18 protein-coding genes are annotated in these 25,969 nt (G+C 70.7%); 7 read left to right on the top strand and 11 right to left on the bottom strand.

The window, feature by feature from the left end; genetic code table 11:
• Positions 1 to 24 precede the first annotated feature (24 nt).
• Together OG589_RS07325 and OG589_RS07320 are read left to right on the top strand one after the other, a co-directional pair.
• On the top strand, positions 25 to 1,797 hold the full coding sequence (locus tag OG589_RS07325) for a bifunctional metallophosphatase/5'-nucleotidase (protein ID WP_405147333.1): 1,773 nt from the start codon (positions 25 to 27) through the stop codon (positions 1,795 to 1,797).
• Positions 1,798 to 1,983: 186 nt separating this feature from the next.
• Positions 1,984 to 4,938: an AfsR/SARP family transcriptional regulator gene (locus OG589_RS07320; protein ID WP_405147331.1), complete on the top strand. Its 2,955-nt coding sequence runs from the start codon at positions 1,984 to 1,986 to the stop codon at positions 4,936 to 4,938.
• Positions 4,939 to 4,946: 8 nt separating this feature from the next.
• Here OG589_RS07320 and OG589_RS07315 read toward each other — a convergent pair whose 3' ends face one another.
• Together OG589_RS07315 and OG589_RS07310 are read right to left on the bottom strand one after the other, a co-directional pair.
• Positions 4,947 to 5,096: a hypothetical protein gene (locus OG589_RS07315; RefSeq protein ID WP_405147329.1), complete on the bottom strand. Its 150-nt coding sequence runs from the start codon at positions 5,094 to 5,096 to the stop codon at positions 4,947 to 4,949.
• A 289-nt stretch (positions 5,097 to 5,385) separates the two neighbouring features.
• On the bottom strand, positions 5,386 to 6,675 hold the full coding sequence (locus OG589_RS07310; protein ID WP_405147327.1) for a hypothetical protein: 1,290 nt from the start codon (positions 6,673 to 6,675) through the stop codon (positions 5,386 to 5,388).
• A gap of 255 nt (positions 6,676 to 6,930) precedes the next feature.
• Here OG589_RS07310 and OG589_RS07305 point away from each other — a divergent pair, with 255 nt between their 5' ends.
• From OG589_RS07305 to lexA, 3 genes are all read left to right on the top strand, one after another.
• Positions 6,931 to 7,395 (top strand): Fur family transcriptional regulator, encoded by a 465-nt coding sequence (locus OG589_RS07305; protein WP_405147325.1) that lies wholly within the window; start codon positions 6,931 to 6,933, stop codon positions 7,393 to 7,395.
• Positions 7,392 to 8,846: a catalase gene (locus OG589_RS07300; RefSeq protein WP_405147324.1), complete on the top strand. Its 1,455-nt coding sequence runs from the start codon at positions 7,392 to 7,394 to the stop codon at positions 8,844 to 8,846. The genes OG589_RS07305 and OG589_RS07300 overlap by 4 nt, the downstream gene beginning before the upstream one ends.
• Before the next feature lie 126 nt (positions 8,847 to 8,972).
• A complete protein-coding gene (lexA, locus tag OG589_RS07295; RefSeq protein WP_405147322.1) occupies positions 8,973 to 9,632 on the top strand; it encodes a transcriptional repressor LexA in 660 nt (219 codons plus the stop codon).
• 70 nt (positions 9,633 to 9,702) lie between these two features.
• Here the strand turns inward: lexA and OG589_RS07290 are convergent, their stop codons facing one another.
• Entirely contained in the window at positions 9,703 to 12,726 is a 3,024-nt protein-coding gene (locus OG589_RS07290) for a discoidin domain-containing protein (protein ID WP_405147321.1), read from the bottom strand.
• A 259-nt stretch (positions 12,727 to 12,985) separates the two neighbouring features.
• Here OG589_RS07290 and OG589_RS07285 point away from each other — a divergent pair, with 259 nt between their 5' ends.
• Together OG589_RS07285 and OG589_RS07280 are read left to right on the top strand one after the other, a co-directional pair.
• Positions 12,986 to 15,484 (top strand): glycoside hydrolase family 3 C-terminal domain-containing protein, encoded by a 2,499-nt coding sequence (locus tag OG589_RS07285; RefSeq protein WP_405147320.1) that lies wholly within the window; start codon positions 12,986 to 12,988, stop codon positions 15,482 to 15,484.
• A 92-nt stretch (positions 15,485 to 15,576) separates the two neighbouring features.
• A complete protein-coding gene (locus tag OG589_RS07280; RefSeq protein WP_405147318.1) occupies positions 15,577 to 16,629 on the top strand; it encodes a LacI family DNA-binding transcriptional regulator in 1,053 nt (350 codons plus the stop codon).
• Between the two features lie 100 nt (positions 16,630 to 16,729).
• Here the strand turns inward: OG589_RS07280 and OG589_RS07275 are convergent, their stop codons facing one another.
• The 8 genes from OG589_RS07275 to OG589_RS07240 form a co-directional block, all read right to left on the bottom strand.
• Positions 16,730 to 17,569, bottom strand: a complete 840-nt coding sequence (locus OG589_RS07275; RefSeq protein ID WP_405147317.1) for a carbohydrate ABC transporter permease — start codon at positions 17,567 to 17,569, stop codon at positions 16,730 to 16,732.
• Positions 17,562 to 18,584 (bottom strand): carbohydrate ABC transporter permease, encoded by a 1,023-nt coding sequence (locus OG589_RS07270; protein WP_405147315.1) that lies wholly within the window; start codon positions 18,582 to 18,584, stop codon positions 17,562 to 17,564. The genes OG589_RS07275 and OG589_RS07270 overlap by 8 nt, the downstream gene beginning before the upstream one ends.
• A gap of 171 nt (positions 18,585 to 18,755) precedes the next feature.
• The gene (locus tag OG589_RS07265; protein ID WP_405147314.1) at positions 18,756 to 20,093 is read right to left on the bottom strand and encodes an ABC transporter substrate-binding protein; all 1,338 of its coding nucleotides are present in this window, start codon (positions 20,091 to 20,093) and stop codon (positions 18,756 to 18,758) included.
• A gap of 179 nt (positions 20,094 to 20,272) precedes the next feature.
• Complete coding sequence (locus tag OG589_RS07260) at positions 20,273 to 20,668, bottom strand: hypothetical protein (RefSeq protein WP_405147312.1); 396 nt, start codon at positions 20,666 to 20,668, stop codon at positions 20,273 to 20,275.
• A 714-nt stretch (positions 20,669 to 21,382) separates the two neighbouring features.
• Positions 21,383 to 21,907, bottom strand: a complete 525-nt coding sequence (locus tag OG589_RS07255; protein WP_405147310.1) for a GNAT family N-acetyltransferase — start codon at positions 21,905 to 21,907, stop codon at positions 21,383 to 21,385.
• A 37-nt stretch (positions 21,908 to 21,944) separates the two neighbouring features.
• Positions 21,945 to 23,828: an ABC transporter ATP-binding protein gene (locus OG589_RS07250; RefSeq protein WP_405147308.1), complete on the bottom strand. Its 1,884-nt coding sequence runs from the start codon at positions 23,826 to 23,828 to the stop codon at positions 21,945 to 21,947.
• A gap of 99 nt (positions 23,829 to 23,927) precedes the next feature.
• Entirely contained in the window at positions 23,928 to 24,905 is a 978-nt protein-coding gene (locus OG589_RS07245) for a glycosyltransferase (protein WP_405147306.1), read from the bottom strand.
• A complete protein-coding gene (locus OG589_RS07240; protein WP_405147304.1) occupies positions 24,902 to 25,969 on the bottom strand; it encodes an iron-containing redox enzyme family protein in 1,068 nt (355 codons plus the stop codon). Before OG589_RS07240 ends, OG589_RS07245 begins: the two co-directional genes overlap by 4 nt.

Genomic DNA, 25,969 nt, shown 5'->3' with positions numbered 1-25,969 from the left:
CTTTCCCTGACTAAGGTCCCCGCCATGAGTTCCAGAATCGGGCGGGCCCTCGCCGCCGGTGCCACCGTCGTCGTGGCCCTTGGCCTTACCGCGCCCGCAGCACCCGCCTCCGCGACACCCGACCACTCGGTGAAGATCACCGTGATGGCCAGTTCCGACATTCACGGCAACGCCCTGAACTGGGACTACTTCAAGAACGCGGAGTTCGACGACAGCGCGCACAACGACGTGGGCCTCGCGAAGGTCTCCACCCTGGTCAACCAGATCCGCAAGGACCGCGGCGCCGACCACACGCTGCTGTTCGACTCCGGCGACACCATCCAGGGCACCCCGCTCGACTACTACTACGCCAAGGTCGAGCCGATCACCGAGACCGGCCAGACGCACCCGATGGCCAAGGCCATGAACGCCATCGGGTACGACGCCGTGACGCTCGGCAACCACGAGTTCAACTACGGGCTGCCCCTGCTGGCCAAGTGGGTCAAGCAGATGAAGGCCCCCGTGCTCGGCGCCAACGCGGTCTCCGCCAAGACCGGCCTCCCGGCGTACCTGCCGTTCATCATCAAGACGATGAACGTCAAGGGCGACAAGCCCGTCAAGGTGGGCGTGCTCGGCCTGACGAACCCCGGCATCGCGATCTGGGACAAGGCCAACGTCGAGGGCAAGCTGAAGTTCCTGGACCTGGTCGCCTCCGCGAAGAAGTGGGTGCCGGTCATCCGCGGCCTCGGCGCCGACGTCGTCCTGGTCACCGCGCACGCGGGCGACAACGGCATGTCGTCCTACGGCACCGACCTCCCGATCGAGAACGCCGCCGGGCTGGTCGCCGAGCAGGTCCCCGGGATCGACGCCGTGCTGTTCGGCCACGCCCACAACGACGTGCCGCAGAAGTTCGTCACCAACAAGGCGACCGGCAAGCAGGTGCTCCTGACCGAGCCCAGCAAGTACGGCCAGCGCCTGTCGGTGGTCGACTTCACCCTCGCCAAGGAGCGGGGCCAGTGGGCCGTGACCACCAAGTCCTCGGCCACGATCAACACCAACACCGTCGCCGAGGACCCGAAGATCGTCGCCCTGATGAAGGGCCAGCACGACAAGACCGTCGGGTACGTCAACCAGGTGATCGCCCAGTCCAAGGAGCAGCTCTCCGCCGCGGAGTCGCCGTACAAGGACACCGCGATCCTGGACTACATCCAGAAGGTGCAGACCGACCTGGTCACCAAGGCCGTCGCGGGCACGGCCGACGCCTCGCTGCCGGTGCTGTCGATCGCCGCGCCCTTCAGCCGCACGGCCGTCTTCCCGGCGGGCCCGGTGAGCGTCCGTGACATGGCCGGCCTGTACGTCTACGACAACACGCTGCTCGGCGTGAAGCTGACCGGAACGCAGATCAAGGACTACCTGGAGTACTCCGCCAGGTACTTCGCCCAGGTGGCCCCCGGCGCGCCGGTCGACCTCGGCACCCTGACCAACGCGAGCGGCACCCCCGACTACAACTACGACCAGCTCTCGGGTGTCTCCTACGACATCGACATCTCCAAGCCGGTCGGCCAGCGCATCGTCAACCTGTCCTACAAGGGCGCGCCGGTGGCCGCGGGCCAGCAGTTCGTCGTGGCGATCAACAACTACCGGCAGTCGGGCGGCGGCGGCTTCCCGCACGTCACGACCGCCCCGGTGGTCTACAACGCCCAGGTCGAGATCCGGCAGGCGCTGATCGACGCCGCGACCGCGTCCGGCACCATCGACCCCGCCACCTTCGCCGACCCCAACTGGAAGCTCGTCCGCGACGGCGTGCCCGTCTTCTAGGACGACTCCCCCTTCTCGAACGGCTCCACGATCAACGGTGCCCGGAACCACCCTTTTGGGCGGTACCGGGCACCGTTGATCGTTATCATCCAGACATCGATACTCTCGTCCGCCAACACCACAGAGTGCGCCCAACATCTGCAAGAGGTGCCACAGGTTGAGTCCGCGAACCAACCGGAAGATTCCGTGAAGTTCCGGGTCATCGGTGACGTGGCCGTCCTCGGTGACACCGGCCCGGTGCGGCTGGCGTCACGGCGCCAGGAACAGCTGCTGGGGCTCCTGATCTGCTGGCGCGGCCGTACGGTGCCCGCCGACACGCTGACCGACGCGCTGTGGGGTGAGCGCCTGGCCGCACGCCCAGGCAAGAACCTCCAGGTGCTCGTGCACCGGCTGCGCAGGTCGCTGGGCAGCGCCGACCGGATCCGGCACGACCGCTCCGGGTACGCGCTGCTCGCGCAGCGGGCCGAGGTGGACGCCTGGCACTTCACGGACCTCGCCGAACGGGGCCGCCGCGCGCTCGGCCAGGGCGACCCCGAGATGGCCGCCGCCCTGCTCCACGAGGCGCTGGCCCTCTGGGGAGGTGGCACCGCCTACCCCGGCCTGCACGACGTGCCGCAGCTCGCCGAGGCCGCCGCCGACCTGGAGCAGGAACGCAGGCGCGTGCTGACCGACCGCATCGACGCCGAGATGGCACTCGGGCGGCACGCCCAGGTGATCCCCGAACTGGTCGCGCTGCTCGCCGAGGACCCGCTGGCCGAGTCGTCCGCCGCGCGCCTCATGGTCGCGATGCACCGCGCGGGCCGGCGCGCCGACGCGCTCGGCGTGTACCGGCGCACCCGCGCCGTCCTCGCCGAGGAGCTGGGGGTGGAACCCGGTCCCCTGCTGCGGGAGCTGGAGGGCGCCATCCTGCGCGGCGACGCGGACATCACGCTCGCGCCTCTCCAGCCGGCCGGGCCGGGACCGGCCGCCGCCCCGCCTCCGGCACCGGCAGGGGACCTCGCCCCCGCCCTGCTTCCCGCTCCGACCGGGGACCTCACCGGACGGGACGCGGAGCTGCGCCGGATCATGGTCCTGCTGCACGGCCCGCCCGTGGTGTGCGTCGTGTCGGGCATGCCGGGCGTGGGCAAGACGGCGGTCGCCGTGCAGGCGGCCCAGCTCGCCCGGGAACGGTTTCCCGACGGCCAGCTCTTCGTGAACCTGCGCGGCGCGGGAACCGGCCGGGTCGAACCCCGGGAGGCGCTCGGCCGCTTCCTGCGCGCGCTCGGCGTGGCCGGGACGCACGTACCGGACGGCCTGGACGAGCGTGCCGAGGTCTTCCGCGATCTGCTGTCCGACCGGCGCGTGCTGGTCGTGCTGGACGACGCCGCCGACGAGGCCCAGGTGGAACCGCTCATCCCCGCCGGCGCGGGCTGCGCCGTCCTGATCACCAGTCGCGGCAGGCTCACCGCGCTTCCCGCCGCAAACCTGGTCGCGCTCGGCGTGCTCGGCACCGGCGACGCGATCGACCTGCTGAGCAGGATCACCGGACGCGCCGAGCTCCGCGAGGGCGGCCCGGCCGCGCGCGAGCTGGCCGAGCTGTGCGACCGGCTGCCGCTGGCCCTGCGCATCGCCGGGGCGCGGCTGGCGGCCCGGCCGCACTGGACGGTGGCGCGGCTCATCTCCCGGCTGGAGGCCGAGCACGACCGGCTGGACGAGCTGACCCACGGCACCCTGTCGGTCCGCGCGGGCCTCGCGCTCGGGTACTCCGGGCTGACCGACCCTGGCCGGTCGCTGTTCCGCAGGCTCGGGCTGGTGGAGACCCCGGACTTCGCCGCCTGGGTCGCCGCCGCGCTCCTCGGCACCGGTTCGCGTGCGGCCGAGGACGTGCTCGAAAGCCTGGTCGAAGCGCAACTGGTGGAGTACGCGGGCACCGACGGCATCGGCGAGCCCCGCTACAGGATCCACGACCTGGTGCGGCTGCACGCCAGGGAGCGGGCCGCCGCCGACGAGGCCCCGGACGCGGGCGACGCCGCGCTGGCCAGGCTGGCGGGCGCGTACCTGGCCCTCGCCGAGCGCGCGCACCGGTCGCAGTACGGCGGCGACTACACCGTGCTGCACGGCGGCGGCGCCCGGTGGCACCTGGAGGAGCCCACCACCGTCCGCCTGCTGGCGGATCCGGCGGGATGGCTGCGCAGCGAGCGGCCCGGCCTGGTCGCGGCCGTCGAGCAGGCCGCCGGGCTCGGGCTCAGCGAGATCTGCTGGGACCTCGCGATGTCCACGGTCACGCTGTTCGAGTCGCAGGGCCATTTCGACGACTGGTCGCACACCGCGAGGACCGCGCTCGCCACCGCCAGGCGTACGGGAGACCTGCGCGGGGAGGCGGCCATGAGGTACTCGCTCGGCACGCTGGAGATCTTCCGGCAGCGCTACGCCGCCGCCCGGCCGCACTTCGCCGCGGCGCTGCCCATCTTCGAGACCGTGGGCGACCCGCACGGGCAGGCGCTCGCCCTCCGCAACGCCGCCCTGCTCGACCGGGTGGAGGGAAACGCGGAGACGGCGCTGGGCCAGTACGGGCGGGCGCTGCGCATGCTCCGCGCCGTCGGCGACCGGCACGCGGAGGCGCACGTGCTGGGCAGCATCGCGCAGATCCACATCGAGAACGACCACGGGGAGGCGGCGGCCCCGCTGCTGGAGCAGGCGCTCGGCGTCTACCTGGAGCTGGGCGACGGGCGAGGCAGCGCGCAGATACTCAACCGGCTGGGGCTGCTCCACCTGCGCGAGGGCAGGGCTTCGGAGGCCGAGACCGCGTACCGGCAGGTCCTGGACGCCTCCCGGGGCGCCGGGGACAAGATCGGCGAGACCTACGGACTGCTCGGCATGGGCGAGGCCGGGCTGCTGGCCGGGGAGCTCGACCGCGCCGCCGACTACCTGGACGCCGCCCTGGCGCTGGCCGTCACGATCGGCGAGCCGTTCGTCGCGGCCCGCGCCCGCCTCGCCGGGGGGAAGCTGGCCGCCGGACGCGGCGAGCACCAGCTCGCCGCGTCGATGCTGGAGCGGGCGGCGGCGGAGTTCGACGCGATCGGCCTCCCTCTGTGGCACGAGCGCGCCCGCGAGGCCCGCCGGGCGCTCGACACGCTCTCGTCGCCGCCCGCTCCCGGCTGAGATCACCCTCAGTCCTCGCCGGGGTCCATCCAGTGGCTGTCGCAGCCGTACTGCTGGCTGTGGCAGGGGTCCACCGCCACAGCGGCGGCCGGCGTGGCACCGGCCCCCAGCAGCCCGGCCACCACCAGGGCGAAGAGTGCCCCCTTAAGCTTCTTCACGCGGTTCCTCCTGCTATCGCGTTAGCAAAACGGCCGATCATCGGCCAGGCGCGACATTACCCATGCTGTGCCGTCCCCGTGGCCGCCGCCGCCTGAACTTCCCCGCGGCGACGGCGGCCGTGATGTCCACCGGGCGCGCACCGCGTCCGCCCCCGGTCCGGCGATGACGCGCCCGTGGCCATCGCCGGATCCACCCGCGCCGGCAGTCATCACCAGAGCACAGTAGGAAACAGCGGTTTCACGGGGGTTTCACCGGCCCGCGCGCACGTTCAGCAGCGGGAACTCGTGGTCAGCAGGGTTCGGCGACCACGGTGAAGGTGTGGGTCGCCACCACGCGGCCAGGGATCGAGGAGAACGCCCACTTCTCCTCGAAATTCCGGGTCAGCTCCGCGCTCTCGGCCGAGGGCACGAGGACGGCGTACAGCTTGACACGGCGCCCGTCGGCGCCGACCCGCCCGAGGAACAGCTCCGGCAACTTCCAGGTTCCGGCCGTGCCGTCGGCCAGGGCGGTGGCCCAGGCCAGGAAGTACTGGTCACCGCCCTTGGCGAAGACGCGCAGGTCGTACCCGGCGGGCACGGAGCCGACCCCGGAGATCGGGCCGCATGTGGGCACCGAGCCCGGGTCCAGGAAGGTGAACGGCCTGCCGCCGCCCACGGCGGCCGGCGAGGTACCGGAGGCCCGGGCGCCAGGGTCCGCGGCATCCGTGCCCGGGGCGCCACTGCCTCGGGTGCCCGTGTCCTGGGTGTTCGGGGAGGTGCGGGCGGTCCCGGCGGGAGATGCCGGGGACGTCGTACCGGTCATCTGCCAGGCGGCCATGCCCAGTACCGCCAGCAGGGCAGGGACGCCGACGACGGCCGCGATCCTCACGCGCCGGGGCCGGGGCGTGCCGCCCGAGATCTCCAGCAGGCGCGACATCTCGGGAACCGCCACCCACACGAAGGCCGAGAACCCTTTGTCCGCCAGCTCGACGCCCACCCGGCGGAAGTCACCGGCCGCCAGCCCGGCGTACCCGTGGACCAGCACGTCGTGGAAGAGGTCGTCGGTGACGGCCACGGCCAGGTCCCGGTCGTCGTGCTCGGCGAGGGCGGCGCGCAGGTCACGGGAGTCCACGAGGCGGCAGGCGTCCACCACCGCCTTGCCCACGTACCCGGTCGCCGCCTCATGGATGATGCCCTGCGCCAGGGCGAGGCGCAGCCGGATGCGGTCATCAGGCACCAGGGTCTTGTTGATCTCCGCGAGGCCGGCGCCCACCTCGCGCAACAGAAGGGCGATGACACGGGCCTCGTCCACCCCGGCCGGCAGCAGGACCAACTGCCCGTCGCCGCGGTCCTGGCGGGGCACCGCCGCCGGGGAGAGCCCGGCACGAGCCAGCGCGCGGTCGAGCACCCGCTTGAGGCCGGCCTGCACGCCGAGCTGGCGCCGGTTGTCGCGGAGGCTGTAGGACTGCACGTCGACGGCCACGCACAGGCGGCGGATGGCCGCGGGCGGGTCCGTCGCGGCCCGCCACCGGCCGCTCGTACGGGATGGCCGGTCGCTCGTACGGGATGGCCGGTCGCGTGGGGTCAGGTCGTCGCTCACTGCCGCCTCGTCGCGTGTGGTGCCGTGACCATGGTGCGCTTGACCCAGTTTGCCGGAAGAGCTCCCGCGACGGACGAATACCCATAAATCGGCCTAGGCATCGGCTCGGCTCGTGAAGGCGGCGACCTGCCGGAGGGCATCGGCGGCGAACGCGCGACGATCGGTGGCGGGCCGACCTCCGAGGTAACGCAGACTTGACGAACACGAAGACTTCGTTTTCTTGAGTTATTCGTTTATACGTGCTGCTCTGGATATGTGCGGACCGAAACCTCGGGGACCTCTACAGCCGCCGCGGAGCTGCGGGACGAGGGTCTTCGGGTCACCGTAGCCCGGCTGGCCATCCTTGAGAGCGTACGGGCCCGGCCCCATCTCTCAGCGCGGGAGATCGCCGCTCTGGCCCGGGACCGACTCGGTGCCGTGTCGACCCAAGCGGTGTACGAGGCCCTCAACGCACTGACGGATGCGGGCCTGCTGCGACGGACCGAACCGGCCGGAAGCCCTGCCCGCTACGAACGCCGGGTCGGGGACAACCATCATCACCTGGTGTGCCGGCGTTGCGCGGCCATCACTGACGTCGACTGCGTCAAGGGGCAGGCGCCCTGCCTGGAGCCGGTGGACAACGCCGGGTACCAGGTCGACGAGGCCGACGTCATCTTCTGGGGCGTGTGCCCCGACTGCCAACGGACACCCCGCGACCCCGAACGAGGAGAGACGCGATGACCGAGAGGCCAACCACCACCACCAATGCCGGAATCCCGGCGCCGAGCGATGAATTCTCGCAGTCCGTCGGCCCGAACGGACCGCTGTTGTTGCAGGACCACTACCTCATCCAGAAGATGGCGCAGTTCAACCGGGAACGCGTGCCGGAGCGGGTCGTGCACGCCAAGGGCGGCGGTGCGTACGGCGTCCTCCAGATCACCGAGGACGTCAGCCAGTTCACCAAGGCCGGGCTCTTCCAGAAGGGCGCCGAGACCGATCTGCTCCTGCGGTTCAGCACCGTGGCCGGCGAGCTGGGCAGCGCCGACAGCGCGCGTGACCCGCGTGGTTTCGCCATCAAGCTCTACACCGGCCAAGGCAACTACGACCTCGTCGGCAACAACACACCCATCTTCTTCATCCGGGACCCGCAGAAGTTCTCCGATTTCATCCACTCGCAGAAGCGCCGGGCCGACACCCATCTGCGCGACAACAACATGCAGTGGGACTTCTGGACGCTGTCGCCGGAGTCGGCGCACCAAGTCACATTCCTGATGTCCGATCGCGGTACTCCCGCCTCCTGGCGGCACATGAACGGCTACGGCTCGCACACGTTCCTGTGGTACAACGCGGACGGCGCGAAATTCTGGGTGAAGTACCACTTCAAGACCGATCAGGGCATCAAGAATTTCACCGGCGCGGAGGCCGACGCGATGAAGTCGGTGGACCCGGACCACCACCTCCGGGACCTCCGCACGGCGATCGCGAGCGGCGACCATCCGGCGTGGACCCTGCAAATCCAGATCATGCCGTTCGAGGACGCCGCCGAATACCGGTTCAACCCGTTCGACCTGACCAAGGTCTGGCCGCACGGCGACTACCCGCCGATCGACATCGGGAAGCTCACGCTGAACCGCAACCCGGAGAACTACTTCGCCGAGATCGAGCAGGCGGCGTTCGACCCCGCCAACCTCGTACCCGGCATCGGCGCCTCCCCGGACAAGATGCTGCAGGGCAGGCTGTTCTCGTACCCGGACACGCATCGGTACCGCATCGGCCCGAATTACCTGCAGCTTCCGGTCAACCGGCCGAAGGCACCCGTCCACTCGTACAACAAGGACGGTCCGATGACCTACGTCAACTCCGGTGACCCCGTGTACGCCCCGAACTCCATGGGCGGCCCGGTGGCCGACCCGGAGCTGTGGAAGGGCGAGTCCTACGCGGTGGCCGGTGAGATCATCCGCAGCGCCTACGTCCTGCACCCGGAGGACGACGACTACGGTCAGCCGCGGACGCTGTGGGAGAAGGTGCTCTCGGACACCGACAGGGCGCACCTGGTCGCCAACATTGTGGGCCATGCCTCCGCGCCCGAGGTCACCGCGGACATGAAGGTACGGGTGGTGGAGTACTGGCGGAACATCGCCAAGGACCTCGGGGACCACGTCGCCAAGGGCCTCGCAGTCAACGGCTCCTGATCCGCCCGCACCGACCCACGAATCGCCGGCGGTGTCCTGGCCGCGGCAGGGACCTGACCGGCCCCTGTACGCGAGCAGATCAGCACAACGCCCGCACACACGGGTTCCGGCCTTAGCATTTCGCAGGTGACCGCCTACGACGATCCTGACGCGTTCGAGTACCTGGACTTCTCGGCCCTGCCGCGGCGCCAGCAGCGGATCCTGGCCACGATCCGGGACTGGGTGGGCAGATACGGGTATCCGCCGAGCACACGCGAGATCGGCGACTCGGTCGGGCTGCGGTCGTCGTCATCGGTGTCGAAACACCTGAAGAGCCTGGAGGAGAAGGGGTTCCTCCGCCGGGGCACGACGATGACCCGGCCGATCGACGTGCGTCTGTTCCTGCGAGCCTCGGCGCCGGAACCGGCCGAGGATCTGGTGACCGTGCCGGTGGTCGGAGACATCGCCGCGGGCAGTCCCATCGTGGCCGACCAGCACCTGGACGACATGCTGACCCTGCCCCGCGGCATCACCGGGCGTGGCAACCTGTTCGGTCTGCGTGTGCGGGGCGATTCGATGATCGAGGCCGCGATCTGCGACGGCGACATCGTCGTGGTACGGCAGCAGCCCGAGGCGCACTCGGGCCAGATCGTCGCCGCGATGATCGACGGCGAGGCCACCGTGAAGGTGTATCGCCGGCGCAACGGGCACGTCTATCTCGAACCGCGCAACCCCGCCTACGACATCATCGACGGTGACGGCTCCGTGGTGCTGGGCATCGTGGTCTCGGTCCTTCGCAGCGTCTGAGCACAGCCGGCCCCCGGGCGGTGAGGCCGGGGGCCGGGATGGGTGGGGCTGGTGTCGTTGGACGGAGCGGTTACCGGTACACGCCGAACTCCCAGAGGGAGTAGCCGTAGGCGGTGCCGCGCTGGGTGAGGTTGAGGCGGACGTATCTGGCGGACACGTTCAGGTCGATGTCGTCGAAGCCGCCGTCACCGGCGGTGGTGGAGTAGGCGTTCGCCCAGGTGGTGCCGTCGTTGGAGGTCTGGACCTGGTACGACTTGCCGTAGGCGCTCTCCCATGCGAGCTGCACGTGCTTGATCGGCACAGCGCTCCCGAGGTCGACCTGGAGCCACTGCGGGTCACTCCAGTCGCTCGCCCACCGCGTGCTGAGGTTGCCGTCGGTCGCCTTGGAGGGCAGGAACGGCCCGCCGTCGCCGGTCGGCTGGTAGGACGAGGCGGTGGTCGTCTTGCCGAGCGCGACGTTGGTGCCGTTGACCGGCGGGGCCACGACGCGGAACGACTTCTGCTCGATGCCCACGTTGCCCTGGCCGTCGAAGGCGTAGACGTAGACCTTCCAGACGCCCATCTGCTGCGGCGCGGTGACCGAGAACTGGCCGGGGGACGTCTCGGTGAACCGGACGTGCGAGAAGCCGGTGTTGCCGTTGATGTGCTTGTTGCTGACCATGAGGTTGTAGCGGATCGGGTCGCCGTTCGGGTCGCCCGCCGTCACCCCGACGGTGAACTGGCCGCCCGCCGGCACGCTGGTCTGCGAGCCCACCGTCATGGACGTGATCTCCGGCGGCGTGTTGGCCGACGCCTGGCCGGTGTAGGCCTGCTTGAGCGCGTGGTAGCCGAGGCGGCGCCAGCCGCCGGTGAAGGTGTTGAGCCATACGCCGCCGAAGTCGTTCTCCAGCCCGTAGTGGAACTCGGTGGCTCCGAGCGCGACGCCCGGGTGGCCCTTGATCGCGTTCCAGCTCGCGGTGTACCCGGCGCGCTTCTGCAGGTCAGTCGGCTCGGTGGGGACGCCGTTGACGTCGTTCGGCACCTCCCACTCACCCGCCGGACCGCCCTCGGTGATGATGTACGGCTTGGTGTAGCCGCCGTCGATCCAGGCCTGCTTGACCCCGCCGATCGCGCCGTAGGAGTTGACCGCGAGCAGGTCGAGCGCCGGAGCGTAGGTCTTGTAGTACGGCCAGGCGCCGGTCCAGGCGTCGGTCGAGGTGACCGGGTGGTTGGGGTCGGCGGCGTGGATGGCCTGGGCGACCTCGTTCACGAACTTCGCGTACCCGACGCGCCGCGCCTCGACCTCGGCCGCGGAGAGGCCGTGGTCCTGCATGGTGAGGATGACCTCGTTGCCGACGTCCCACATCAGCACGCCCTGGTACCCCTTGAGGGCGTTCACCCGGGCGACGATCTCGTTCTTGACGCTGGTCTTGTAGGCGGTGTCGTTGACGTAGTCCGCGCCCTGGTTGAGCCAGTGCCCGACGACGACCTTGATGCCCTGCTGGGCGGCCCTGTTGAGCAGGGTCGGCGTGTTGGCGTCGTCCACGCCCCAGGTGCGGATGGTGTTGACGCCCATGGACTTCAGGTCGCGCATGTAGCCGTCGGCGGCGGCCTGCGGCGGGCCGTACGTCAGGCCCCTGAGCTCGTACGCCGAGCCGTTGACGTTGAGCTGCCAGTTGCCCTGCGTTCCGGTCACCTTGACCACGCTCGGGCCCGCGGGGGTCGCCGGGTCTGTCATCGCGGGCGGCACGGTGCCGGTGCTCCTTGCGACGGACACGGAGTCCACGCTGAGGACGCCGCCGGAGGTCGTTGCCGTGGTCGGGGTGGTGGACCCGGCGATCGCGTTGGGCAGCGAGCCGCCGATCGCGAGGTCGAAGCGCAGGTAGAAGCCGTGGTGGACGGCGGCGTCCCAGGCGGCGACCCCGACCTGGCTCTCGCGGACGACCCAGGTCTGCTTGCCGTCGAGGTAGAAGCGGATCTCCTCGTCGGTCTTGGTGCGGTCGATGATCTGCGTGTACTCGTGGTACCCGGTCTGGCAGCCGGTGCACGATGCGAGGCCGCTGGTGCGGCCGTTGTACTCGGCGCACACGCCGTCGGGGGCCGTGCCGCAGTGCAGGGTGTTGGAGAGCTGGCTGCGGCCGTTGACGTCGGTCATGATGTCGGTCTCGCCGACGCCCGGCCAGTTGTTGTAGTTGCCCCGGTAGGCGGCGCCGGTCGCGCGGAAGCCCGGCCAGTAGCCCATGGCGTTGGCCACGTCGGGCTGCTTGAGGCTCGCGGTGAACCTCAGCTGCTCGCCCGGCTGCGGGGTGAAGTCCGTGCGCTGCGTCTCGACGCGTCCGGACGTCCAGTTGCCCGCGCCGTCCCTGATGGCCTTGATGGCGAGCTTGCCCGTGCCGTCGAGGGAGACGTTGGCGGTGGAGGCGCTCATGGTCTCGACCTCACCGGTCCCCCAGTTCGCGGCGCCGCCCGGGTACTGGGTGCCGGTGCGCAGGAGCCAGTTCGCCCCCGAGGGCGAGGTGCCCGCGGCCCCGTCGAAGTCGTCCTTCCAGACTTCGGTCCAGTTGCCGGGAGGAGGGGTCGGGGTGACGGTCGGCGTCGGCGAGGGGCTGGTGCCGCCGATGGTGCCGTACACCTGGAACTCCCACAGCGAGTAGCCGTAGCCCGTGCCCCGGACCGTGCCGTACATCCGCACGTACCGGCCGGTGCCCGAGACGGCGAGCGTCTGCGTGCCGCCGGTGCCCGTCGTGGTCGAGTACACATCGGTCCACGCCGTGCCGTCGGGCGACACCTGGATCTTGAACGCCTTGCCGTACGCGGTTTCCCACGTCAGCACGACCTGCGTGATGGAGGCGGACGCGCCAAGATCGACCTGGAGCCACTGCGGGTCGCTGAACGCGCTGGCCCAGCGCGTGCCGGTGAGGTCGCCGTCAACGGCCGCGGAGGGGCTCCAGGCGGCCCCCTCTGAGGAGGACGCCGTCGCCGGCTTCCCCTGCGAAAGCAGGGTGTCGACGGCCATGGCGGTGCCTGACAGCGCCAGGCCGGACGCGACCAGCGCGACCAGAACGGCGACGAGCAGGCCCAATCGGTACCTGCCTGGGCTGCGGGATGGGTGCACGATCTCTCCTCGATACGGGGGGTGCCTGCCGTATTGGCAATGGGTAACAGAGGGAGAGCGCTCTCCGAATGGAGAGTGCACCGATCGATCGAGCACTGTCAAGACCGATTCGCAACCGGAACGAAACGTGCTGCTCACGTGCCGGAAACCCTTTCGCCCGGAAGACGGAGGTCACGGGCTCCCCATTGACATCCTCGCCTCGGACGGTGAATCTATGGCCAGGAGGGAGAGCGCTCTCCAATCCCCGAGAGGAACCAGAGTGACCGACGAGCAGTTCGATGACGTGGTGCGCAAGATGGATCTGGAGCAGAAGGTGAGACTGCTCACCGGAGCGACCGCGTGGCGGACCCACGCCCTGCCGGACATCGGCCTGCGTTCCATCGTCACCTCCGACGGGCCGATCGGCGTTCGTGGCCAGGGATGGGACGAGCGGAGCACCTCACTGACCCTGCCCTCTCCCACCGGGCTCGCCGCGAGCTGGGACGAGGACCTGGTGGAGCGGCTCGGCGCGCTGCTGGGCGACGAGGCCCGCCGCAAGCGGGTCGACGTGCTGCTGGCTCCCACGATCAACCTGCACCGCTCGCCGCTCGGCGGCAGGCACTTCGAGTGCTACTCCGAGGACCCGCTGCTCACCGCGCGGATCGGCGTCGCCTACATCCGGGGCGTGCAGTCGCGCGGGGTCGCCGCCACGGCCAAGCACTACGTCGCCAACGACTCGGAGACCGAGCGCCTCACGCTCGACGCGCGCGTGGACGAGCGCACTCTGCGCGAGGTGTACCTCGCGCCGTTCGAGGCCGCCGTCGAGGCCGGCGTGTGGGTGGTCATGGCCGCCTACAACGGCGTGAACGGCGCCACCATGAGCGAGAACCCGCTGCTCGCCGAGCCACTGAAGGGCGAGTGGGGCTTCGACGGCCTGGTCATCTCCGACTGGGGGGCGGTGCGCTCCACCGTCGCGTCGGGACGCGCCGCGCAGGACCTCGCCATGCCGGGCCCGGACGGGCCGTGGGGCGACGCCCTGGTGGCGGCCGTACGCGCGGGCGAGGTGCCCGAGGAGGCCGTCGACGAGAAGGTCCGCCGCCTGCTGCGCCTGGCCTCCCGCGTGGGCGCGCTGTCCCCGGACGACCCGCCCTCCCTCGCGGAGCTCCCGGTCTCGCAGGCCCCGGACGCGCAGGGCGGCTACTCCGCGCTCGGGGGTCCGCACCCGGGCACCCCGACCGACGCGGTGAGCAGGGCGCTGCTGCGCGAGGCGGTCGTGGCGGGCACCGTGCTGCTGCGCAACGAGCGGTCGGTCCTCCCCCTCGACGCCGGGCGGCTGCGCAGGGTCGCCGTGATCGGTCCCAGCGCCGCCGCGCCGCGCGTGCAGGGCGGGGGCAGCGCGGGCGTCTACCCCGTCTCCTCCCTGTCGCCCCTGGACGGCATCCGTGACGCGCTCGCGGGACGGGCCGAGGTCACCCACGCGGCCGGCGTGCACCTGCCGAGCCGCCCGACCCCGCTCGACCTCGGCAACGCCCGCAACCCGCTGACCGGCGAGCCGGGCGTGCTCGTACGGCTGCTGGACGCCGGCGGGGCAGAGCTGCACGCCGAGCACCGGCTCACCGGGCGCATCCTCGAACCCGCCCTCGTCGACTCCTCGGCCACCGTCGAGATCCGCGCCACCCTTTGCCCGCAGGCCGGCGGCGTGTGGAACCTCGCCGTCTCCGGATGGGGCCACGTGTTCCTCGCGGCGGACGGCACCACGCTGATCGACGAGGAGGTCGAGCGCGACACCGACGACCCTGCCACCGTGCACCTCACCCCGCCGTGGCGGCACGCCTCGCTGGACCTCACCGCGGGCCGGGAGGTCGAGCTGGTCGCCCGCCGCCGCCTCGACCCCGACACCGGGCTGGCCTCCGTGCTCGCCGCCGACCCGCCGAGGCGCGGCGACGCCGAGGAGCTCGCGGCCGCGATCGAGCTGGCCAAGGAGGCGGACGTCGCCGTCGTGGTCGTCGGCACGACCGAGGAGGTCGAGAGCGAGGGCTACGACCGCGAGGACCTCGCCCTGCCCGGCGAGCAGGACGCCCTGGTCCGCGCCGTGCTCGCGGCCAACCCCGACACCGTCGTGGTGGTCAACGCCGGCGGCCCGGTCGCCATGCCGTGGCGCGAGGAGGTGCCCGCCGTGCTGCTGAGCTGGTTCCCCGGCCAGGAGTACGGGGACGGCCTCGCGCGGGTGCTCCTCGGCGACGCGGAGCCCGGCGGGCGCCTGCCCACCACGTGGGCCGACAGGGCGCTCATCGGCACCACGCCCGTGGAAGGCGTGCTGGAGTACGCCGAGGGCCCGGACATCGGCTACCGGGCGTGGCTGCGCGAGCAGGCTCCCCCGGCGTACTGGTTCGGCCACGGGCTGGGATACACCACCTGGGAGTACGAGAGCGTGGTCGCGCCGGAACTCGCCGAGCCCGGCCGCCCGTTCCCCGTGCGGGTGCGGGTGCGCAACACCGGCGAGCGGGCCGGCGGCGAGGTCGTGCAGGTCTACCTGGCCAGGCCCGAGACCGGCGTGCGGCGCCCGGCGCTGTGGCTCGCCGGCTTCGCGCGCGTGGAGGCGGGGCCCGGCCAGACCGTGGAGGCCGAGGTCGAGATCGCGGCCCGCGCCCTCCAGCACTGGTCCCCGAACGACCGGGCCTGGACCGCCGAGGCCGGTTCCTTCACCGTACTGGCGGGCCGCAGTGCCGGCGATCTACCATTGAGCACGACGACGGCGACCGGCGAGACGAGCCGGTGACGGCGACTTGTATGGCCCTCTTCGCGTGACGTAGGAGGCCAGGGCGGGCGAGCGCGTTGGAGAGCGCTCTCCCGCCATGCTATAAAAGCCACATGAGCGAAGGTCGCCCGCCTGTGTCGGCATCCCCCACCCTGGAGGACGTGGCGCGCGCGGCGGGTGTCTCCCGCGCCACGGTCTCCCGCGTCATCAACGGCATCCGCAACGTGGATCCCACGATCCAGGAGACGGTCAGGCGGGCCATCGCCGACACCGGCTACGTCCCCAACCGCGCGGCCCGCTCCCTGGTCACGCGCCGCACCGGCGCGATCGCCCTGGTCGTCTCGGGCGCGGGCGAGGAGAGCGGGGAGAACCCCTTCCACAGCCAGGTCTTCGCCGACCCGTTCTTCGGCCGCGTGGCCAGCGGCGTCGTCGGCTTCCTCCGCCCCCGGGGCATCCACCCGATCCTGATGTTCGCCGAGACCGCCGAGGCCCGCGCCCAGGTCATCGCCTACCTCCGCCAGGGCAACGCCGACGGCGCGGTCCTGGTCTCCACCCAGGCGGACGACCCGCTCCCCCGCCTGCTGGTCGACGCGGCGCTGCCCGCCGTGCTGTTCGCGAGGCCGGCCGAGCCGATCCCCATCAGCTACGTGGACGTCGCCCACCGCACAGGGGCGAAGCTCGCCGCCGACCACCTGGTGGCGCGGGGCTGCCGCCGCGTGGCGACCATCTCGGGGCCGCTGGACGTGGCGGCCAGCCAGGACCGCCTTTCCGGGTTCCGCGATGCGATGGCCGCGCACGGCTATCCGTACATCCCGTGCGTCGAGGGGAACTTCACCCTCGGCAGCGGGGAGGCCGCGATGGAGCGGTTGCTGACCGAGCATCCCGGCATAGACGGCGTCTTCATCGCCAACGACCTGATGGCCCAGGGCGCGCTCCCCGTGCTGCGCCACCACGGGTGCCGCGTGCCCGACGACGTGGCCGTGGTCGGCTTCGACGACAGCAGCGCGGCGACCGCCAGCCGGCCCCCGCTCACGACGATCCGCCACCCCGTCGAGGACATGGCGGCCGAGATGGCACGGCTGCTGATGGCGCACGTCGACGACCCCGACCAGCCGGTGACCTCGATCATCTTCGAGCCCTCCCTGGTGGTCAGGGACTCCGCCTGACGGCACGCGCCCGCCGCCTCCGGGCGGGCGCGTCAGGTTCCGGGAGCCGCGTCCGCGGGTCGGGCGCCTCGGGCGGGCGCGCGCGGACGCGGCTCGCGGCTTACTTCACCGCCCCCGCGGTGAGGCCCTGTACGAGGTAGCGCTGGAGGAGCAGGAAGCCGGCCACGACCGGCACGCTGACCACCAGGGACGCCGCCATGACCTGGTTCCAGTAGACGTCGTTCTCCGTGGCGTAGCCACGTAGCCCGACGGCCAGGGTGCGGGTCGCGTCGTCGGTCATGACGGAGGCGAAGAGCACCTCTCCCCAGGCCGTCATGAACGCGTAGATGGCGACCGCGACGATGCCGGGGATCGCGGCCGGGATGACCACGCGGAACAGCGCCCCGAGCGGCCCGTTGCCGTCCACCTTGGCCGCCTCGTCCAGCGCCACCGGGATGGAGTCGAAGTAGCCGACCAGCATCCAGATCGAGAACGGCAGCGAGAAGGTCAGGTAGGTGATGATGAGCCCGGCGCGGGTCCCATACAGCTCCAGGCCGGTGGCGTTGCCGAGGTTCACGAAGATCATGAACAGCGGGAGCAGGAACAGGATGCCGGGGAACATCTGGGTGGACAGCACCGTGATGGTGAAGGTCTTCCTGCCGGGGAAGCGGTAGCGGCTCACCGCGTAGGCGGCGAAGATCGCCACCGCCACCGACAGCACGGACGCGATGGACGCCACGACCACGCTGTTCACGAAGTAGCGAGCCAGCGGGATGGTCTTCCAGATGTCGGCGAAGGGCCGGAAGCTGATCGTCGAGGGGATCCAGCGGAAGCCGTTCTGCACGTCCTGCAGCGGCTTGATAGCCGAGCTCGCCATCACGTACAGCGGGGTCAGGGTGAACAGGCCGAGGAATCCGAGCCCGATCCAGCGCGCCCACGGCAGCCAGCGCGGCTCATGCATTGCTCCTCCTCCGGGAGGTGATCGCCAGATACGCCGCGGTCACCACGAGGAGGAACAGCAGCAGCAGGACGGACATGGCCGAGCCCGACCCGAAGTTCCAGGTGATGAACGAGCTCTGGTAGATGTGCACCGAGATGAGGTCCGCCTGTTGCGGCGCCGCCTTCCCGAACAGCACATATGGAGTGTTGAAGTCGTTGAAGGTCCACAGGAACAGCACCAGGATCAGCACCTGGTTCACCGGCCGCAGCATGGGCAATGTGATGGAGCGGAGCTGCCGCCACCATCCGGCGCCGTCGATGGCCGAGGCCTCGTACAGGTCGCGGTCGATGTTCTGGAGCCCGGCCATGAGGATCAGGAACGCGAACGGCCAGGACCGCCACACGCAGACCACCACCACCGCCGCGAAGCTGTTCGAGCCGATCAGCCAGAACGGGCGGTCGGCGCCGCCGAGGCCGAGCTGGTCGACCAGGACGTGGTTGACGAACCCGGTGTCCCGCTGGAACATGAAGCTCCAGGTGATCACTCCGGCGTAGACGGGCAGGGCGTAGGGCACCAGGAAGAACGTGCGCAGGAGCCCCCGGCCGCGGAAGGCGCCCTGCATGAGCACCGCCCCCATCGTGCCGAAGAGCCAGGAGAAGCCGACCGCGAGCGCGGTGAAGGCGATGGTGATGAGGAACGAGTGGAGCAGGGACTTGCCTACGGCCGAGTCGAAGTCGACCGCGACCTGGTAGTTCGACAGCCCCACGAACGGAGCGGCCGACCAGTTCCTGATGAAGAACTGCGTGAGCCTGAGGAAGCTCATCCCGACGCCGATGAGCATCGGCACCACGTGGATGAGCAGTTCCAGCAGGATCGCCGGGAGGATCATCAGGTAGGGCACGCCCAGGCGGCGCAGCCGTAACGGGATCCGGCCCGCGACCCGCGACGGCAGCCCCCTTCCGGGCGGGGGCGGCCCGCCTCCGGCCGGCGCGGTCTCGCGCCGCTCGTCTTGCTGAGGCGTGGTACGGGCGACCATCTAATCCTCTCGATTCGGCAGGGCCGGTCGTTGACGGCGTGACAGTTGGATCATGAACCCGCCCGCCGGGCCGTCTCGTGAACGGCCCGGCGGGGGGCTTCCGGTGGGGTGCCGGGCGGGGGATGATCGGGGGAAGACCCCCGCCCGGCACCGTGGCATCGGTGCCGAGGGTCAGCTACCGGGCTGGACCTGCTCGTTCGCCTGGGTCAGCTTGGCCTTGACGGCTTCCTCGGTGATCGGCTTGCCGCTGGCCGCGTCGGCCCACAGCTGGTTCATCGCGGTGCCGACCAGGGTCTCGAACTGGCTCTCCTCGGGCACCTGGGGCAGCGGCGCGGCGGTCTTGGCGAGGATGTCCTGGAACGTCTTGATGTCCTCGCTCTGGAACGCCGGGTCGTTGTAGGCGTCCTGGACGGTGGGCAGCGAGCCGTACGTCTTGTTCAGGATCTGCTGCTCCTCCGGGCTCGTCATGAACTTCACGAACTTCAGAGCGCCGTCCTGGTTCTTAGTGAAGTTGAACACGGCGAGGTTGATACCGGCCACCATGCCGTTGACCTGCTTGCCCCCGGAGTCCGCCGCGGGCAGCGGGATGGGCGCGATGCCGTAGGTGTCGTTGGTCAGCCCGGCGGCCTTGATCTGCGAGCCGATGGACTGCCACATCAGCATCGCGGCCTTGCCGTTGACGAAGTCGTTCACGGCCTCGGTGCCGTTGGAGTACTCGGCGTTGCTCGGGTTGACGATCTTGTCGGCCGCCATCAGGTCGAGGTACTGCTTGATGGCCGCGACGTTCTGGGGCGAGTCGAACTGCGGCTTGCCGCTTCCGTCGAACAGCTCGGCACCGTGCTGCTGGCCGAAGATGAAGGCGTGGTGGGAGTTCTCGCTGACGCTGGCGCCCTCGACGGCCAGGCCCCACTGCTTGCCCTTGGTGAGCTTCTTGCCGTCGGCGACCAGCTCGTCCCAGGTCGCCGGCGGCTTGTCGATGCCGGCGTCCTTGAACATCTTCTTGTTGTAGTACAGCCCGTAGGTCATGCCGTAGATCGGGACGGCCGTGGGGGGCTTGCCGGGCGCGCCGGTCGCGGCGAGGCTCGGGCCGAGGAAGCGCTCCTTGCCGCCCAGCCCGGCGAGCAGGTTGTCGTCGAACGGCAGGAAGGCGCCGGTGGCCTGCAGCGAGGCCGACCAGGTGTTGCCGATGTTGACCACGTCCGGGCCCTTGCCCGACGTGGTGGCGGCGAGGATCCGGTTGAGCAGGTCGGCCCAGGGAACCACTTCGAGGTTCACCTTGATGCCGGTCTGCTTCTCGAACTTGTCGAGCTCGGGCTGGAGCACCTGCTTGTCGTTGTCGAGGCTGGTGCCCTGGTTGGACGCCCAGTAGGTGAGCGTCTTGCCCGCGCCGCTGTCGGCGGACCCGCCGCCGGTCGCGGTGCCGCCGCTGTCACCGCCACCGCCGCACGCCGCGGCCGCCACCATCAGCGCGCCTGCGACGGCGGCATATCCGAACTTGCCTATACGCACAATGAACCCCTCACTAGAACGCGACTCCGGCCTCGTGCCGATGGAGTCGCCACACGCCAGATCGGCCTCGCCGCCATGGGGCGGGAAGCCGAGAGGAGGCCGACAAAGGCCAAAGAAAGACCTCCTGCTTCAAGGACGCCGGGCCCCGCCGCCGTCGGCGGCGGGGCCCGGATGATGTGTTATGGGTAGGCGTTGACGTAGACGACCTGCGTACTCGCGTTCGCCGGTCCTCCCGTCGTGTTGATGACATGGCGGATCGTGCCGACACCGCCGAGGGAGACGCTCACCAGGTCGTGGAACTTCACGCCCGGCTTCTGCGGCACCTCGAACGACCGGTCCGCCGTGACGGTGGGGTCGACGTTGAAGTAGGAGTGACTTCCGACGCCCCAGGCCTCGTGGGTCGTGACCGAGTCCGCCACCTTGTAGGCCGCGTAACCCTGCAGTGACCCGTTCATCCACGCCGCCTGGTTGGGCGGGTCGTAGGGGAACTCGTTCTGGAAGAAGTAGGTGCGCCCGCCGTTGCCGTTCCAGATGGCCTCGTACTTCTGGTAGTGCTCGACGAACAGTCCGTACATGGTGACGTCGGCTTGCCGCCGGTGCCGGTCGTGGTGGAGTACACGTTCCCGTCGAAGGCGGCGGAGGCCGGCGTGCCGGCGTTCTCGGTGGAGGAGGCTGTGGCGGCCTTGCCCTGGGACAGCAGGCTGTCGACGGCCATGGCGGGAGCGGTCACCGCCAGGCCAGACGCGATCAACACCACCAGGAAGGCGATGAGCAGACCTATGCGGTACAGGCCCGGACTGCGTGAAAGATGCACAGCCTCTCCTTGGAGCAAGGGGGGTACCCGTCGGCCGAGGGGTGACGACAGGGGAGGGAGAGCGCTCTCCAGACAGAGATTGTCCGCTGTATCACGACTTGTCAACACATCCTTGCTGACGATTTGGAAACCCCCTGCTCACCCCCCCGAAACACGCCGGCCCTCGCGGAGCCACTTGTCTGACCTCCACAGAGCTGTGAGACGCGCCTGGACCACAGTGTGGACGCCTTAGTGATCTTCAAGCGCCTTACCGCTCGTCAAGAAGCGGGGTGAACCCACGGGTCAGCGGCTTGCCAGGGCTCCGCGACCGCCGTCCGGGCCGCCTCCGGACACGGTCCGGAGGCGGCCGGGCACTGATTGACAGCGACGAAATATGCGCGTAACGCTTGATGGAGAGCGCTCTCCCCTGATGCCCACGACGAAAGCGAGACCCCCGCCCCATGGACCAGATCGCCCTATAGCACGGCTCCAGGCATCAGGCGATCCCCGACGCGGTCCACAGGCGTTCCCCCTCGTCGAATTCCTCTGCCGGCTGGAGTCCGGCGCGCCGCGCCACCGCCATCGAGGCGTGGTGGTCCGGGTGGACATGGGCGCTGACGCGGCTGACCCCCCGCGCGCCCAGCCAGCCGACCAGCGCCCGCGCGGCCTCGGACGCGTACCCCTGACCCTGCCACGGCAGGCCGACGACCCAGGCGATCTCGGCGTGCCGCCCGCCGCCGACCACCGTCGCCTGCACGTACCCGACGGCCCGCCCGTCGGCTCTGCGGCGGATGATCCAGTTGTACCAATCCTGCGAGCCGTCGTCCGAGTGACCGGCGACCTGCTTGGCGTACCGGGTTCGCAGTGCCTCCTCGGTGGGCGGCGAGCCACCGATGAAGGAGTACAGCTCCTCGCCGGCCAGCACCTCCGCCATGTCGGCGGCGTCCTCCACCGTCAAGGGCGTCAGCTCGACACGCGAGGTGACGATGCGATCGTCGGCGTCCTGCCCAGATCGGGTCACGCGGTGATCACCCTTTCCCCATCCGCGGGGGGCCGCCTCAGCGCATCGCCTCCGCCGCGCGCGGCTGGTCGAACTGCGTGCGGTAGAGCTGCTCGTACCGGCCGCCCTCGGCGAGCAGGTCCGCGTGGGTGCCGCGCTCGACGACCCGCCCGTCCTCGATCACCAGGATGAGGTCGGCGGACCTGATGGTGGAGAGCCGGTGCGCGATGACCACGGCCGTCCGCCCGGCCAGCGCCTCCCCCAGCGCCTCCTGCACCGCCGCCTCCGAGGTGGAGTCGAGGTGGGCCGTGGCCTCGTCCAGGATCACCACACGCGGGCGCGCCAGCAGCAGCCTCGCGATCGTCAGCCGCTGGCGCTCGCCGCCGGACAGCCGGTAGCCGCGCTCGCCGACGATGGTGTCCAGCCCGTCCGGCAGCGCCGCGATCAGGCTCTCCAGCCGTGCCCTGCGCAGCACGTCCCACAGTTCCTCCTCAGGCGCCTCCGGGCGGGCGAGCAGGAGGTTCGCGCGGACGGACTCGTGGAACAGGTGCCCGTCCTGCGTGACCATGCCGAGCGTCTCGCGGATCGACTCGGCCGACAGGTCTCTGACGTCCACGTCCGACAGGCGCACGGCCCCGGCGTCCACGTCGTAGAGCCGCGCCGTGAGCTGCGCGATCGTCGACTTGCCCGCTCCGGACGAGCCGACCAGCGCCACCATCTGCCCCGGCTCGGCGCGGAACGACACCCCGCGCAGCACCTCGGCCCCTCCTCGCGTGTCCAGCGTGGCGACCTCTTCGAGGGACGCCAGCGACACCTTGTCGGCGGAGGGGTAGCCGAAGACCACGTCGTCGAACTCAACCGACACCGGGCCCTCGGGCACGCGGCGGGCGTCCGGCCGGTCGGAGATCAGCGGCTTGAGGTCCAGGATCTCGAAGACCCGCTCGAAGCTCACCAGCGCGCTCATGACCTCGACCCGCGCGCTCGCGAGGGCCGTCAGCGGCGCGTACAGCCGGGTGAGCAGCAGCGCGAGCGCGACGACGGCGCCCGGCTCAAGCTGGCCGCGCAGGGAGTAGAAGCCGCCGAGGCCGTAGACGACCGCCAGCGCCAGCGCGGAGACCAGCGTCAGCGCCGTGACGAACACCGACTGGACCATGGCCGTGCGGACTCCGATGTCGCGGACCCGCCGCGCCCTGAGGGCGAACTCCGCCGACTCGGTGGCCGGCCTGCCGAAGAGCTTGATCAGCGTGGCGCCCGGGGCGGAGAAGCGCTCGGTCATCTGCGTGCCCATCCGGGCGTTGTGGTCGGCGGCCTCCCGCTCCAGCCGCGCCAGGCGCGAGCCCATGCGCCGCGCGGGCAGCACGAACACCGGCAGCAGCACCAGCGCGATCAGGGTCACCTGCCAGGAGATGCCGATCATCACGACCAGTGTGAGCAGGAGCGTCACGATGTTGCTGACCACCCCGGACAGGGTGTTGCTGAACGCCCGCTGGGCGCCGATGACGTCGTTGTTCAGGCGGCTGACCAGCGCTCCTGTCCTGGTGCGGGTGAAGAAGGCGACGGGCATGCGCTGCACGTGGTCGAACACCGCCGTGCGCAGGTCGATGATCAGCCCCTCACCGATGCTCGACGACAGCCAGCGGGTGACCAGCCCCAGCCCCGCGTCCAGCAGCGCGATGAACGCGATGAGCACGGCGAGCCCGACGACGGTCTCCAGCGCCGAGCGCTGCACGATCGCGTCGACGACGCGGCCCGCGAGCACGGGCGTCGCCACCGCGAGCACCGCCGAGACCACGCTGAGCAGCAGGAACCACACCAGCATCCGGCGGTGCGACCGCGCGAACCCTCCGATGCGCCGCAATGTCGCCCTGGAGAACGGCCTCCGGTCCTCGTGCGCGTGCATCGCGTTGTACATCGAATGCCACGCGGTCACTTCCATGTCCATAGACGTCCCACCGGATCCTGGTCTGGGCTGCTTATCAAGATCACCGGGCGGTCGCCGGTGACGCGTACCCAGACGATAAGCGCTCAACTTACGTTGAGGTCAAGCGATGCGCCCCTCTAGGGGGTGGTTCCTCCTGAGCCGGGCGACCGAGTGCCCCGCGACGTGGATCCGCCGCCCCCAGTAGGGGATACCCCTTTTTCCGACCCGGGCCCCCAGCGCCAGCCAGCTGCAGACCGCTCGTTCGAGCACCCAGCCGGGAGCGAGCAGTGCGCTGGTGAACGGGTAGACGTGCTCGCCGCCGCCCCGGCGCCTGCCGATCTCGGCCAGCACGACCACGAGGCCCGCGCACGCGAGGACGGCGCGGTGGCGCCCGCGCAGGAGCGCGACCGTCACGGCGGGCAGGACCAGCAGGAACACCGCCATCCGCGCGGGCCGCGCCAGGTCGTCGTACGCCTGCCAGACACGCTGCGCGCGGAACCGCTCCACGCCGGGCGGCACACGGGAGACGAACAGGTCGCGGGGACGGCACTCGCGCCCGCCGTGCGCCCGCACCGTGCGGATGAGTTCGAGGTTCTCGAACAGCACGTCGCCGTCGTATCCGCCCATCGCCAGGAAGGTCGACCTGCGCACGCCGAACGTGCCAGGGTAGTCCGCGCCGAAGGCCCGGTTGAGCAGGGTGCGGGCGGTGTCCCAGCGGGCGTGCCAGGGCAGCGGGCGGAAGTAGTTCTGCGGGCGCACGAGGTCGGCCCCGGCGAGCAGGGCGTCCACCCGGGCGAGCGCGGCCTCGTCGTAGCGCACGTCGTCGTCGGCGATGACCACGTGCTCCCCCCGCGCCCTGCGCAGGCCCGTGGTGACGCCGGTGACCTTGCCGTTGAGGAAGTCGAGGTCGCCGTCGGGCCGTACGTGGTCGGCGATGTCCCCCCAGGCCCGCGCGTGCCGCTCGAAGAGCTCAGGCGCCGAGCCGTCGACGACCACGACCCGGACGTACGTGCTCAGCCGGCGCAGGTAGGCGGTCAGCTCCTCCAGCCCGGCGTCGCTCCTCCATCGGATGGGCAGCACGTAGTCGAGGTCGATCATCCGGGCTCCAGGCCGCCGCCCCGGAGCGACGTGGCTCTGTTCTCCCAAGATTTCATGACATGTTCGGCGAAGAGCCGGTCGAGCGCGAGGCAGCACGCGGCCCCGTACAGCACGTCGCCCGTCATGGACGGATGCGCGGCGGCGAACGTCCCGCACATGTCGTACCCGGCGATCTGCTCGTGGACGGCGTCGGCCTGCACGTGCTCGTCGTAGAAGCGGGCGGCGGTCGCGTCTCCCCCGATCCGCCGCAGACCGCGCCCGTACTTGGCGTTGGGCAGCGAGGACGTCATCTCCAGCGCCGCCAGATGGCCGAGCAGGGCGCCACGGAAGCGGCGGTGCAGCCCGAAGAGGGACATGACGTTGTTGACGGCCAGGGTGATCGCCGGAACCCGGTCCAGGTACGCGCCGTAGGAGTCGGACAGGCCGAGGCCGCGCATCGTGGCGCGGAACAGCTCGGCGTGCATCCGCTCGGCGCGCCCGCCGCCGTACTCGTCGGCCTGGATCTCCACCAGCGCGGCCTTGGCGTGGCCGCGCAGCCGGGGGATCCCGAAGGTGTGCGGGTCGGCCTCCTTGAGGTGGTAGACGGACCGGTGCACCACGAACTCACGGAAGTGCGCCCGTCCCGCCTCGTGGTGCAGGAAGTCCGCGAGCGGGGGGCCGTCGCCGGCCGCGGCCGCCAGCCTGCCGAGCGTCCTCGGCAGCTCCCGCGCGGGCACCGGCGCCGGTGGGGGCACCACGCCCGACAGGCCCCACTCGAACCGCCGCTCCAGGACCTGCCGCACGCGCAGCAGCGAGGGATGCCACTCCCACCGGTCGTCGACCTCGCCGAAGCCCTGGTAGTGCAGCTCGTAGCAGGCGAAGAGGGCGAGCTGGAGATCCTCGTCGGAAAGGACCGGATCGGCGGAGGTCACGGCGAGCTCGCCCAGCTCGTGCGGCGGGCGTGCGAGCCGCTCGAACAGGAAGGCGCTTATCGGGCCGCGAGGCTCCGGCAGCCGGGCGACGGTCTCCCCCGTCTCCCCCGTCTCCCCCGTCTCCTCCGGGTTGATGACGTCCACGGGTTTCAT

Origin of the sequence: Sphaerisporangium sp. NBC_01403, from assembly GCF_045040145.1 — a bacterium.
In the GTDB taxonomy this organism is placed as follows: Bacteria; Actinomycetota; Actinomycetes; order Streptosporangiales; family Streptosporangiaceae; genus Sphaerisporangium; species Sphaerisporangium viridialbum.
Note: the sequence above shows the minus strand (reverse complement) of the source record. Positions and strands in the feature narration are given on the sequence as shown.